This window comes from Janthinobacterium sp. FW305-128 (assembly GCF_020858135.1).
In the GTDB taxonomy this organism is placed as follows: Bacteria; Pseudomonadota; Gammaproteobacteria; order Burkholderiales; family Burkholderiaceae_D; genus Janthinobacterium.
This window is the reverse complement of the sequence record NZ_JACYMK010000011.1, coordinates 162,687-175,875: the sequence shown is the minus strand read 5'-3', so window position 1 is coordinate 175,875 and position 13,189 is coordinate 162,687. Positions and strand designations below refer to the sequence as shown.

Annotated in this window: 11 protein-coding genes; 2 read left to right on the top strand and 9 right to left on the bottom strand. The window is 61.4% G+C overall.

Annotated features, from left to right (window positions below):
• Positions 1-149 precede the first annotated feature (149 nt).
• From IGS60_RS22120 to pstS, 9 genes are all read right to left on the bottom strand, one after another.
• Complete coding sequence (locus IGS60_RS22120) at positions 150-2,096, bottom strand: UvrD-helicase domain-containing protein (RefSeq protein WP_230506217.1); 1,947 nt, start codon at positions 2,094-2,096, stop codon at positions 150-152.
• Positions 2,097-2,129: 33 nt separating this feature from the next.
• A complete protein-coding gene (gene senA / locus IGS60_RS22115; protein ID WP_227742142.1) occupies positions 2,130-3,326 on the bottom strand; it encodes a selenoneine synthase SenA in 1,197 nt (398 codons plus the stop codon).
• Positions 3,327-3,402: 76 nt separating this feature from the next.
• Positions 3,403-4,719 carry a phosphate regulon sensor histidine kinase PhoR gene (phoR, locus tag IGS60_RS22110; protein WP_070218053.1) on the bottom strand — a complete coding sequence of 439 codons (1,317 nt, stop codon included), beginning with the start codon at positions 4,717-4,719 and terminating at the stop codon, positions 3,403-3,405.
• A gap of 11 nt (positions 4,720-4,730) precedes the next feature.
• The gene (locus IGS60_RS22105) at positions 4,731-5,420 is read right to left on the bottom strand and encodes a response regulator (RefSeq protein ID WP_034755074.1); all 690 of its coding nucleotides are present in this window, start codon (positions 5,418-5,420) and stop codon (positions 4,731-4,733) included.
• A 5-nt stretch (positions 5,421-5,425) separates the two neighbouring features.
• Positions 5,426-6,136: a phosphate signaling complex protein PhoU gene (gene phoU / locus IGS60_RS22100; protein WP_070218051.1), complete on the bottom strand. Its 711-nt coding sequence runs from the start codon at positions 6,134-6,136 to the stop codon at positions 5,426-5,428.
• A gap of 48 nt (positions 6,137-6,184) precedes the next feature.
• Positions 6,185-6,979 carry a phosphate ABC transporter ATP-binding protein PstB gene (gene pstB / locus IGS60_RS22095; RefSeq protein ID WP_034755069.1) on the bottom strand — a complete coding sequence of 265 codons (795 nt, stop codon included), beginning with the start codon at positions 6,977-6,979 and terminating at the stop codon, positions 6,185-6,187.
• A gap of 26 nt (positions 6,980-7,005) precedes the next feature.
• Positions 7,006-7,902, bottom strand: coding sequence for a phosphate ABC transporter permease PstA (pstA, locus tag IGS60_RS22090; RefSeq protein ID WP_070218049.1), 897 nt, complete (start codon positions 7,900-7,902; stop codon positions 7,006-7,008).
• Positions 7,899-8,870: a phosphate ABC transporter permease subunit PstC gene (gene pstC, locus IGS60_RS22085; RefSeq protein WP_227742171.1), complete on the bottom strand. Its 972-nt coding sequence runs from the start codon at positions 8,868-8,870 to the stop codon at positions 7,899-7,901. The genes pstA and pstC overlap by 4 nt, the downstream gene beginning before the upstream one ends.
• A 344-nt stretch (positions 8,871-9,214) precedes the next feature.
• Positions 9,215-10,264 (bottom strand): phosphate ABC transporter substrate-binding protein PstS, encoded by a 1,050-nt coding sequence (gene pstS / locus IGS60_RS22080; protein ID WP_230506216.1) that lies wholly within the window; start codon positions 10,262-10,264, stop codon positions 9,215-9,217.
• A 282-nt stretch (positions 10,265-10,546) separates the two neighbouring features.
• Between pstS and ppk1 the strand changes: the two genes are divergently transcribed.
• Both ppk1 and sixA read left to right on the top strand, forming a co-directional pair.
• Positions 10,547-12,640: a polyphosphate kinase 1 gene (gene ppk1, locus IGS60_RS22075; RefSeq protein ID WP_230506215.1), complete on the top strand. Its 2,094-nt coding sequence runs from the start codon at positions 10,547-10,549 to the stop codon at positions 12,638-12,640.
• Positions 12,641-12,665: 25 nt separating this feature from the next.
• Entirely contained in the window at positions 12,666-13,124 is a 459-nt protein-coding gene (gene sixA / locus IGS60_RS22070) for a phosphohistidine phosphatase SixA (RefSeq protein ID WP_070290771.1), read from the top strand.
• Positions 13,125-13,189 lie beyond the last annotated feature (65 nt).

Below are 13,189 nucleotides of genomic sequence, written 5' to 3'. Positions count from 1 at the left end.
TTCTTAGCCACAAATCATCGCCGCTCGCTACGGTTTTGTTAGGCGTCGTTCCTCCTTGGTTAGCTTTGTTAATTCAGATCAAAAGCGATCACATGAACAAAGTATGCGCGCTTTCGTCTTTCGCAAAAAGCGGCCGCGCGGCAAAAGATTTATGACTTGGACGCAACAATCTTCTGCTTGAGCTGCAGGGCGGCGATGTAGCGGCTCCGGTAGACGGGGTCTTCCGGCGTCAGCAAGCTGAGCCTGTCGCGTGCGCGCGTGGCGGCCACATAAAAACGGTTCTCTTCTTCCAGCGGATCAGTCTTGCTGCGCGGGAATTCGTCGACGGCCAGGTAAGGCAGGATCACGTGGTTGTATTCGAGGCCCTTGATCTGGTCGATGCAGGCGATGACCAGCTTGGCCTTGCCAGTCGAGACCGTCACGGCGTCTTCCATCTCGCCCAGCCAGCCGGCGAAGCCGCCCAGCGCCACGCCCGCTTCGCGGCACACGGCGATAAAGCCGTGCAGGGAACGGGCGACGACCCGCGCCTGGGCCGGGTCGACATAGATGCGGCGCGCCGTCTGTTCCAGCTGCATCAGGCCAAAGATGTGCTGCAGCGCGTCGCCGGCCAGGGCGTCGGGGGGCAGCGCGCGCAGGTAGTCGACGGCGGCCAGGGTCAGCGCCGCCTTGTCCTGGTTCTGCGACTTGGCCAGCTGGTTCGTCAAGAAGCCTTCCAGCAAGTCCGGGTAGTTGGCCACATCGGCCTTGGCTTGCTGCAATTCCGCGCGTGTAAACGGGATTTCCGCGAAGGCCACCAGGGCTTCGAGGATTTCGCCGCGGCGCGGGCCGCTCTTGATCGCGTGCAAATCCTTGCGGGCGATGGCGACCATGCCGCGCAGCATCAGCACTTCCAGGCTCAGCAGATAACTGTTCATGTCCACCAGGCCATACGCGATGCCGCTCTGGAACAGGGCCGTTTCCACGCGGATCGCCTGGTCGCGGTCGCGCAGCAAGATGGCCGTCGTGCCCGCATGCGCGTGTTCGAGCGCGGCGATCAGCTGGGCGCTGCACGCTTGCGGCTGCGCATGGTCATACTCGAGCAGTTCAATGTGGGTGGCGCGCGACAGGGCCGACACGCTGGGCTTGTTTTTCAGCACGCCCACGGCCTGCGCCAGTTGCGGGCCGTAGCGGTAGGACGCCGTCAGCGGCAGGCGCTGCAAGGCGGGAAATTCCTGCTCGAAGCGCTGGCGCAGGAAGCGGTGGTCAGCGCCTGACCACGTGTAGATCACTTGATCCTTGTCGCCGGCGCCACAGAAAAAGGCGTTGCCGCGGCGTATCAGCATGGTCAGCAGGCGGAACGACGCCTCGTTCAAGTCGTGCAATTCATCGGCCACGATGATCTGGAAGGCCGGCAATTGCTGGCGCAGCGGCTCGTCGCCGTCGAGCATGCGCACGAGGTCGTAGGTGGCGTCGAAGGGCGCGCGGAACTGGATATCGCCCGTGTCGGCGCCGCGCAAGCCTTCGTATTCGCGCAGCCACAGATAATGCGTGCGCGACATGCCCAGCATTTCCAGGTTGTCATCGAGCGAGTTGCTCTCGAAGTCGGGATTCTGGAAATCCAGGCGCGCCTTGGTGCGCAATTGCAGTTTCAGGAATTCGGCGATGGCGCCATTCGTCGTGTTGATTTCCAGCGGATAGCGGTGAGCGTATTTCTCGGAGACCACTTCCAGCGCTTCCCAGGCCACGGGGCGCAGCTCTTCATCGCTGCGCATGGAGGCCACTTGCATGTTTTCCAGCTGCAACAGCACCTTGGCGGCAAAGGCGTCGAAGGTGTCGACCGTCAGGCGCTTGACGACACCGAGCGGCACGCCCACTTCCAGCAGGCGCTGGCGCAGGGCCACGCGCGCCGCTTCCGTGAAGACGAGGGCCAGCATGCGTTCGGGCGCGCGGCCCCGGTGCAGGGCTTCGGCCAGGCGCAGGGCCAGGGTCGTCGTCTTGGCCGCGCCGGCATTGGCGTCGATCAAGACCACTTTCTTTTGCGCCGTCTGGATGGCGACCTGCTCCGGCGTGGGCGTGATGCGTTTGGGAATGAACTGCGGGGCGTTATCTGTACTCAAGGGTATCCTGAAATGATGTCTGTTCTCGGCGCGCTACCAGGCGCAGGTGCGCAAGCCGGCAAAGATGTCGCCCCGTTCGGGCGCATGGAAGGCGCGCATGCGGGCCGAATGCAGGCGCGGCGGCGTGGCGAAGGAGGCGCCGCGCAGTACCTGGTGCTGCATGAAATACGGCGCCGAATATTCGCGCCAGGCATCCACCGCAAAGCCCGGATACGGCTCGAACGGCGTCGCCGTCCACTCCCACACCTGGCCCCAGTGAAAGCGCGGGTGGCCGGACAGCGCAGCATACTCCCATTCCGCCTCGGTCGCCAGGCGGCGCCCCGCCCAGGCGCAATAGGCCTGCGCTTCATACAGGTTGATGTGGCGCACGGCTTCGTTCGGCGGCAAGGTCGTGCGCTGCCCGAAACGCATGGTGCGCCACTGCGTCGCTTCGCGCAGCCAGTACAGCGGCGACGAGCGCTCCTGCCGCATCAGCCAGGCGCTGCCGGCCGCGCTCCAGAACTGGCGGTTCTGGTAACCGCCATCGGCGACAAAATCGGCAAACTGGGCATTGGATACGGCGCAGGCATCGATGGAAAACGGCGCCACGTAGCAGCTGTGGGGCGGCGATTCATTGTCGAAGGCAAATCCGGCACCGCGCGGCGAACCCAGTGCGATGGTACCGCCAGGGAGAGCGATCTGGCCCGCTCCGGGCGGCAAGGCCGGGCTGGCCGCCAGGGATTCGGGTGCTTCCAGGCCCAGCCATTGCAGGCCGGCCAGCATTTCCTCGCCACACAAGTCTTCATGGGCCAGGGCCAGCCGGTACGGCGCCAGGGCGCTGTCGACATTGGCTTCGCGCGACAGTTTATCGAGGACCCTGTCGAGTACTTCGTGGCAATACGTTTTGACGGCGCCAGGACTGGGCAGTTCCAGCGTCCAGCGCGCGCGCTGCTGCACCATGTTGGCGTCGAACAAGTCGTCGCCGCGCGTCAGCAGGGAGTTATAAATGGCATCGGCCGGATGGCTGGACGCCGCTTCGCGCAGGATGAACCACTCGGCAAACCAGGCGATCTGCGCCAGTTGCCATAAAGGCGGATTGAGGCGCGGATGACGGGGCAGGCCCGCCACCACGTCCAGGCCGGCAGTGACGTAACAGTCGAACAGGGAAAGGGTGTCCTGGCGCGCGGCCAGCAGCGACTGGGCCAGTTGCTGCGCGCCGGCTTGGCGAAAAGAGGCGTTGATTAAAGTCATAGCCAGATTGTAACGACTTATGCCAACTTTGCACTAGTCGCACGGGAAACAGGCAGGGGATGCTCCCCTCCCCGGCCTACTTGACCAGCAACTCGCCCTGCAGCGGCGTGACGACGGATTTGGGCATGCTGACGATAAAACTGCTGCCCTTGTCGGCCACGGACTGGATGGCCAGGGTACCGCCGTGGCGCAGCAGCACGTGCTTGACGATGGCCAGGCCCAGACCCGTACCCTGCGTTTCGCGCGAGCGGCTCTTGTCGACGCGGTAGAAACGTTCCGTCAGGCGCGAAATATGTTCCTGGCTGATGCCGATGCCCGTGTCTTGCGCGATGAATTGCGGTCCGGCCGGGCCATCCTGCCAGCGCAGGGTGATGGTGCCGCCGGCCGGCGTGTAGCGCACGGCGTTCGAGGCCAGGTTGCCGAAGGCGCTGTACAGTTCATCGTAGCTGCCCAGCACGTCGGGGCCGTCGCATTCCATGGTCACTTCATGCTTGCCGGCCGACAAGCCCTTTGCGTCGCGCAAGACTTGCTGCATGAGCTTTTTGATGTCCACGGGCTCGGGGCGCAGCGGATAGTCGACCGATTCCAGGCGCGACAGGGTCAGCATGTCCTCGATCAGATGCTGCATGCGGTGGCCCTGCTCCGTCATCAGCTTGAGGTGGGCGGCGCGCGTGGCGGCATCGAGGTCCAGCTCGGCGGAAGCGATTTCCAGGAAGCCGACGATAACCGTCAGCGGCGTGCGCAATTCGTGCGAGGCGTTGGCGATGAAGTCGCGGCGCATCATTTCGATGCGTTCCGTCTCCGTCACATCGTGCGTGACGAGGATCTGGCGGCGGTTCTCGAACGGGATGATTTGCACGATCAGCTTGCGGTTGCGGAAGGTAATCGTCAGCGGCTGGTCGTAGCGGCCCAGGATGATGTAATCCATGAACTCGGGGCTGCGGATCAAATTCGTCACGCGCATGCCCTTGTCGCGCTCGTGCGTGAGGCCCAGGTGTTTCTCGGCGGCAGGATTGCACCATTCAAGGAACAGCACGTCGTCCATGATGACTACGCCGTCCGGCAACAGATGCATGGCCTGGCGGAAACGCGCCAGCCATTCCGTCAGCTCGGCCTGGTTTTTCTCGTCATCGCGGCGCATGCGGTACAGGCGCGCGAAGATGCTGGTCCAGGCGCCCCAGCCGTCGGGCAGCTTGGCGCTTTGCGGATTGTCCAGCCAGTTACTCAGCTGGAACAGATACGACAGCTGCACGAACACCATCATGGCCATCAGCACGAAGGCGATGCCCAGCGCATACGTGGCGCCGAACAGATACCAGACGACGGCCACGCCCAGCAGCGCCAGCACCATGCGCAGGGCGGCCGGTACCCAGAACAGCAATTTCGGATTCATAGAGTGAGGCTTTACTTTTCAGACAACATGTAGCCGACGCTGCGCACCGTCTTGATCAGGCTTTCCGCCTCTTTCAAGGCTTTGCGCAAGCGCAATACGTGGACATCGACCGTGCGTTCCTCGATCACCACATGGTCGCCCCACACCTTGTCGAGCAGCTGGCTGCGCGAAAACACGCGCTCCGGATGGGCCAGCAGGAATTTCAGCAGCTTGTATTCGGCATGGCCAATATCGATCTTCTGTTCATCCATCATGACGGTGCAGCTGACGGGGTCCAGGGCCACGTTGCCGGCGCGCATGGGCGCCTGCGCGTGTTCCGGACTCTTGCGTCGCAACAGCGCTTTGGCGCGGGCCAGCAGCTCGCGCGGCGAGAACGGCTTGGTGACGTAATCGTCGGCCCCGCTGTTCAGTCCGGCCAGCTTGTCTTCTTCCATGCTCTTGGCGGTGAGCATGATGACGGGGATGGCGGCGAAATTGCGGTCGGCGCGGATGCGCGACAGCAGGCGCAAACCCGTCTGGTCCGGCAGCATCCAGTCCAGCAGGATCAGATGCGGCGTGCGGTGCTGGATGAATTCCCAAGCATCGGCGACGTTTTGTACGGAACAGCAATTCCAGCCGGATTCGCGCAGCGAATAGGTCACCAGTTCAACGATGGCCGGCTCATCTTCAACAATCAATACCGTGGTTTTATCAGATGCCATAAAGCTTACTCAGGGAGCTCCTCGGAAATGGCGGGAGCAGCCACCTTGGTGTGGCGGATGTCCTTGCCTTCAACCACGTAAATCACGTATTCGGCGATGTTTTTCGCATGGTCGCCGATCCGTTCGATGGCCTTGGCCACCCACAGGGTATCGAGCGCCGCCGAAATCGTGCGCGGGTCTTCCATCATAAAGGTAATCAGGTTGCGCATGATAGACCGAAACTCATGGTCGATGATGGCGTCTTGTGCAATTAATTGTAATGCCTGCTTGCCATCGTTGCGCGCGAAGGCGTCCAGCGCGTCGTGCAGCATGTCGGTGGCCGTGTTGGCGATGCCGCGCACCATCTCGTAATGGTTGACGACGGCGTTGCCCCGCTTGTGCAAGTTCTTCGCCACGCGGGCGATCTTGGTCGCCTCGTCGCCTACGCGCTCGAGGTCGGTAATCACCTTGATGGTGGCCATGATGGTGCGCAAGTCGTTGGCGGCCGGCTGGCGGCGCACAATCAGATGGCTGCAGGCGTCGTCCAGCGACACTTCCAGCTGGTTGACGACGTCGTCTTCGCGCATCACGCGGTCGGCGCGTTCCGGGTTGCCGATGCGAAAGCATGTCATCGCGTCGAGGAACTGGGTTTCAACGATGCCGCCCATCAGGAGCACTTTCGAGCGGATCGCTTCGAGTTCGTTGTCGTATTGCTTGGATGAATGTTCGCCTATCATGCTGTCTCTCCGTATTCAGTAGTCTTGTATATCGTTATTCTGGGCGGATCAGCCGAAGCGGCCCGTGATGTAATCCTGCGTTTCCTTGCGGGCCGGATTCATGAAAATCTGGTCCGTTTCGCCGAACTCCACCAGCTCGCCCAGATACATATACGCCGTGTAGTCGGAGCAGCGCGCCGCCTGCTGCATATTGTGCGTCACGATGGCGATCGTGTAATCCTGTTTCAGTTCGCTGATCAGCTCTTCCACCTTCGAGGTCGAGATCGGGTCCAGCGCCGAGGTCGGCTCGTCGAGCAGCAAGACGTCCGGTTTCACGGCCACGCCGCGCGCAATGCACAGGCGCTGCTGCTGGCCGCCCGACAGCGACAGGCCGCTTTTCGTCAGCTTGTCCTTGACTTCGCCCCACAGCGCGGCCTTCTTCAGGGCCCACTCGACGCGCTCGTCCATTTCGCCCTTCGACAGGTCTTCATACAGGCGCACGCCGAAGGCGATGTTGTCGTAGACGGACATGGGGAACGGCGTGGGCTTCTGGAATACCATGCCGACCTTGGCGCGCAGCATGTTGACGTCCTGGTCGGCGTCGAGCACGTTGCGGCCGCGGTACAGGATGGAGCCTTCCGCGCGCTGGCCCGGATACAGGTCGTACATGCGGTTCAGGGTGCGCAGCAGGGTCGACTTGCCGCAACCGGACGGGCCGATGAAGGCCGTGACCTTCTTCTCGTGAATGTCCAGGTTGACGTTATGCAAGCTTTGCGTTTTGCCGTAAAAAAAGTTCAGGCCCGAAATCTCGATGGTTTTTTTCTTTGGTGCCAAGTCTTGGGCTGGATTCATTTGCGTATTCATATGGGTTCGCTTCGCTCGGTATCTGTTTAATGTGGGACTTTTTGGCTGAACACGGTGCGCGACAGGATATTCAGGGCCAGCACGCTGAAGGTGATCAGCAGTGCGCCGCCCCAGGCCAGCGAGCGCCAGTTGTCGTACGGGCTCATTGCAAACGATGCGATGACGGACGGCAAGTTGGCCATCGGCGCATTCATGTTAAAGCTTTGGAACTGGTTATTCAGGGCCGTGAACAGCAGCGGTGCCGTTTCACCGGCGATGCGGGCCAAGGCCAGCAGTACGCCGGTGATCACGCCAGCCTTCACGGCGCGCAAGCGCACCAGGGTGGCGACCTTCCAGCGCGGCGCACCCAGGGCAAATGCCGCTTCCAGCAGGCTGTTCGGCACCAGGCGCAGCATATTGTCCGTCGTGCGCACCACCACGGGCACGGCGATCAGGGACAAGGCGATGGCACCGGCGTAACCGGAGAAGTGTTTCACGTGCGCCACGTACAGCGCATACACGAACAGGCCGATGACGATGGACGGTGCCGACAGCATGATGTCGGTGACGAAACGCGTCACTTGCGCCAGCTTGTTTTCTTCGCCGTATTCGGCCAGGTAGATGCCGGCCAGAATGCCGATCGGGGTACTGACGACGGTGGCCAGGCCCACCATCAGGGCGCTGCCGACGATGGCATTGATCAGACCGCCGCCTTCGCTGCCGGGAGCCGGCGTCGTTTGCGTGAACAGATCGACGGACAGCGCGCCGAAACCCTTGATCACCAGGGTGAACAAAATCCACACGAGCACGGCCAGGCCCAGGGCCATGGCGGCCACCGACAGGGCGATGCCGACGCGGTGCATCAGCAGGCGCTTGCGGTAGACGGGGTTCATGGCCGGCTTGGCCGGAACGTCGAGGGTGCTAACTTGGCTGAGTTGGCTCATTTCGTGCCTTCCTTGCGGGACATGCCAGCCAGCATCAGCTTGGCGGCGGATAAGACGATAAAGGTGATGACAAACAGGATCAGGGCCAGCGAGAACAGCGACGATACGTGCAACGCCGATTGCGCTTCGCCGAATTCGTTCGCCAGCAGCGAGGTGATGCTGTTACCGGCGGCAAACAGCGACCACGACAGTTTATTCGCGTTGCCGATGACGAAGGTCACGGCCATGGTCTCGCCCAGCGCGCGGCCAAGGCCCAGCATGACGCCGCCGACGACGCCGGTCTTGGTGTATGGCAAGACGATCTTGCGCACCACTTCCCAGCGCGTGCAGCCCAGGCCGTAGGCGGATTCCTTCAGCACGGCAGGGACGATTTCAAACACGTCGCGCATCACGGAAGCGATGAAGGGGATGATCATGATGGCCAGCACCAGGCCGGCCGTCAACAGGCCGATGCCCATCATGGGGCCGCTGAACAGCTGGCCGATGACGGGCACGTTGCCCAGCGTGGCTTTCAGCAGGGGCTGGACGTGGTCGGCGAACAGGGGCGCGAAGACGAACAGGCCCCAGATGCCGTAGATGATCGATGGCACGCCGGCCAGCAGCTCGACAGCCGTGCCCAGCGGGCGGCGCAGCCAGGCCGGGCAGATTTCCGTGAGGAACAGGGCGATGCCGAAGCTGACGGGAAAGGCGATCAGCAAGGCGATGACGGACGTCACCAGGGTGCCGATGATGGGGATCAGGGCGCCGTACTGGTCATTGACGGGGTCCCATTCCGCGGACACGATGAAATGCAGGCCGAAGGTCTTGAAGGCCGGTATCGATTCCATGATCAGCGAAATGATGATGCCGACCAGGACGATCAGCACCGACAGGGCGAACAGCATCGTCACCTTGTGGAACATGAAATCCTGGAAGCGCTGCTTGCGCATGGTGGAAAGCATTTGCGCGTGACTGATGGAATCGGTCATGGTGCCGCCTGGCAGGGGGATCGTGGAGGAGGTAGATTGTGCGCTCATATTGTGCCAGATGTGGGTGGTACTGCCGGTGCTGCTGTTTTAATACGCCTGTCAAAACCTACTGCGCGTCGGGATTTACGGCCTGCGATGCTCACTGTACCTTCGTACAGTTGCGCTTCTCGACCGCAACTCCCTTCCGCTCGCTACGGTTTTGTCAGGCGTCGTTGCTTTTATTCTTTCAGCTACTTTTATTCTTTTAGCCAGGACCGTCTGCAAGGGCTTGCGGGCGGTCCTGGCTAACTCCCTGCCCCGCCATACTGCCGGCGGGGCAAGGATGAATGACTCAGGCTATGCGATTAGTAGATCGACTTGCCCGATGCATCTTTCAAATTGGCTTTCCACGATTCCTGCACCAGTTTCACGACCGATGCCGGCATCGGCACGTAGTCCAGTTCGACGGCAGCAGGGCCGCCGTTCTTGTAGGCCCAGTCGAAGAATTTCAGGACTTCTTTTGCCTTGGCTGGGTCAGCCTGGACTTTGTGCATCAGGATGAACGACACGCCCGTGATAGGCCAGCTGTTCTTGCCAGCCTGGTCGGTCAGGACCACGCCGAAGCCTGGGGTTTGCGTCCAGGGTGCCGAAGCGGCGGCGGCCTTGAAGTTTTCGTCGTCAGGCTGCAGGAAGTTGCCGTCCTTGTTTTGCAGCTGGGTGTGCGACATCTTGTTTTTCTTGGCGTAAGCCCACTCGACGTAGCCGATCGAACCCTTGATGCGCTGTACGTTGGCGGCGACGCCTTCGTTACCCTTGCCGCCCACGCCCACGGCCCATTTCACGGCCGAGCCAGCGCCGATTTTCGATTTGAATTCCGGATTGGTTTTCGACAGGAAGTCGGTGAACAGGAACGAGGTGCCCGAACCGTCGGCGCGGTGCACCACGGTGATTTCCGAGTCAGGCAGCTTGACGCCACTGTTCAGTGCGGCGATTTCAGGCGCGCTCCACTTGGTGATCTTGCCCAGGTAGATGTCGGCAACGACTTTACCCGTCATTTTCAGCTGGCCTGGGGCCACGCCGTCCAGGTTGACGATGGTGACCACGCCGCCCATGATGGCCGGGAACTGCATCAGGCCCGCTTCTTCCAGCTCTTCCGCCTTCAAAGGCATGTCCGAAGCGCCGAATTCGACAGTCTTGGCCTTGATTTGCTTGATGCCGGCGCCGGAACCGACGGACTGGTAGTTCAGGCCGTTGCCCGTGTTGGCTTTGTACGTTTCAGCCCATTTGGCGTAGATCGGGTACGGGAAGGTTGCACCAGCACCTGTCATATCTGCCGCCATGACGGAAGCGGAAGAAAATGCCATCGCTGCCGAAGCACCCACGACGATAAATTTGAACATTTGCTTCATTTGCATATCAAGTCCTCAGGGTTGTTAGGGCTCAAAGTCCCGGTTGAATGCTGCGCAGTCTAGCAAGCGAATATGACAGGTTTATGACATGGGCAAAAAATCCTGAAATAATTGGCTACGCCCCGGGAACCGCCCTTTTCGGCGCGAAAAATGACAGGGCGGGCGACGCTTTATGACAGCTTATGTCACGCTTACGTCATATTTCATGATTACACTCACAACGCGTCATACGCGATGAAATACGGATGAAATACGGCTAGAATTAACTATCTGCAAAGACAAAAGAATATGAAACCTGAACTGCACACGGAAGTGACCAAATCGGGCATCCTGCTTGACCGCGAACTGTCGCAACTGACTTTCAACCGGCGCGTGATGGCCCAGGCGGAAGACCCGAACATTCCGCTGCTCGAGCGCCTGCGCTACCTGTGCATCGTCAGCAGCAACATGGATGAGTTCTTCGAAGTGCGCGTGGCCAGCCTGTTGGCGGCCGGCAGCATCGGCGGTTCGCTGGCCGGCCACCCTGCCCTGGCGGCCAATCTGGAGCGCATCGGCAAGGAATGCCATGCGCTGGTGGAACGCCAGTACGAGATATTAAATAGCGAAGTCTTGCCGGCCCTGCGCGAAGCGGGCGTGCATTTGCTGCGCGACAACGACCGCAACGATGCGCAGCGCGCCTGGGTCAAGCAGTATTTCGACCGTGAAGTGCGCCCCCTGCTGACCCCTATCGGCCTGGACCCGGCCCACCCGTTCCCGCAAGTGGTGAATAAAAGTCTCAATTTCATCGTCTCGCTGAGCGGCAAGGATGCGTTCGGCCGCGGCACGGCCATCGCCATCGTCAAGGCGCCCCGTGTCTTGCCGCGCGTCATCAAGCTGCCGGACGACATTTCCGGCGACGGCGTGTCCTTCTGCCTGTTGTCTTCCGTGATTCATGCGCATATCTCGGATTTGTTCGCCGGGCGCGAAGTAATTGCCTATTCGCAATTTCGCGTCACGCGCGACAGCGACCTGTGGGTGGACGAGGACGAAGTCAAGAATCTGCGCCAGGCGTTAAAAGGCGAACTCGTGGGGCGCCAGTTCGGCACCTCGGTGCGCCTGGAAGTGGCGCGCAATTGCCCGCCAGAATTATCACAGTTCCTGCTCGACCAGTTTAATCTGGATCAAAGCCGCCTCTACCGCGTCAACGGCCCCGTGAACCTCGTGCGCCTGTCGGAAATGATCGACCACGTCAAGCAGCCCGAGCTGCGCTTCCCGCCGTTCTTCCCGGGCCTCGCGCACAAGGCCATCGGCAACGACATCTTTGCCGCACTGACCAAGCATGACATCCTGCTGCACCACCCGTATCAATCGTTCCAGACGGTGATCGACTTCATCCGCAGCGCCGCCTACGATCCGTCCGTCGTCGCCATCAAGCAGACGATCTACCGCACGGGCATGAACTCGGACCTGATGGAGTCCTTGATCACGGCGGCGAAGATGGGCAAAGAGGTAACAGTCATCGTGGAATTGATGGCGCGTTTCGACGAAGAAGCCAATATCAACTGGGCCGACAAGCTGGAACAGGCTGGCGCGCAAGTCGTGTACGGCGTGGTGGGCCTGAAAACCCACGCCAAGGTGGCGCTCGTCATCCGCCGCGAAGAAGGCGCGCTGCGCTTCTACGCCCACTTGGGCACCGGCAACTACCACCCCACGACCACCAAGCTGTACACGGATTTCGGCTTGCTGACGGCGAACCAGGACCTGGCCGTGGAAGTCAATGAGGTGTTCATCCACCTGACCAGCCTGACCAAGCCGCACAATCTGAACCATTTGTGGCTGGCGCCGTTCGGCCTGCAAAGCGAAATCATCAAGGCCATCCGCAACGAGGCGAAGATCGCCCGTTCCGGCCGGCGCGGGCGCATTATCGTGAAAGTCAACGCGCTCGTCGATGAATCCGTGATCCGCGCCCTGTATACGGCCTCGACCGATGGCGTGAAGATCGACCTGATCGTGCGCGGCGCCTGCACCCTGAAACCGGGCGTGCCGGGCTTGTCGGAAAACATCAAGGTGCGCTCCGTGATCGGCCGCTTCCTCGAGCACAGCCGCATTTACTATTTCCGCAACGACCTGGCGCACGATGTCTACCTGGCCAGCGCCGACTGGATGAGCCGTAACCTGTTCCGCAGGGTGGAAGTGGCCTTCCCCGTGCTGGACCGGGCGCTGAAACGGCGCGTGATCGCCGAGGGCTTGAATCCGTATTTGAAGGATAATACCAATGCATGGGAGCTGGAGCCGACGGGCCATTATGCGCGCCGCAAGCCGCGCGGCAAGCAGATGCCGTTCAGCGCCCAGCAATACCTGATGCACACACTGGGCACGCCGGGCGCGGAGGTCGGCGAATAGGCAACTCTACACACAGGAGTACAGCATGGATCTCATCTTGTGGCGACACGCAGAAGCCGAGCCGGGCCTCCCCGACCTCGAACGCGCCCTGACCGTCAAAGGCCAGAAACAGGCGCGCCGCATGGGGGAATGGCTGGCCTCGCAACTACCGGAAAATTGCCGCATCCTCGTCAGCCCCGCCCTGCGTACCCTGCAAACGGCGGAGGCGCTGGGGCGCAAGTTCAAGCTGATGCCGGAACTGGCACCGGGCGCCGAGGCGGAAGACATCCTGAAGGCGGCCAACTGGCCCGGCGGCAAGGAAACCGTGCTCATCGTCGGCCACCAACCCACCCTGGGCCAGGCGGCCGCCCTGCTGCTGACGGGTGAGGAGCAGGAATGGGAAATGCGCAAGGCCAGCGCGTGGTGGTTCTCCCAGCGCGAGCCAGGTGACCCTGTCAGCGTCTATTTGAAGGCCGTGATGGCGCATGATCTGGTCGTGAAATAGTAAAACAGGGAAATGCGCAAGGCCAGCGCAGGATGGACAGGTTCTCCCAGCGCGAACCAGGTGAC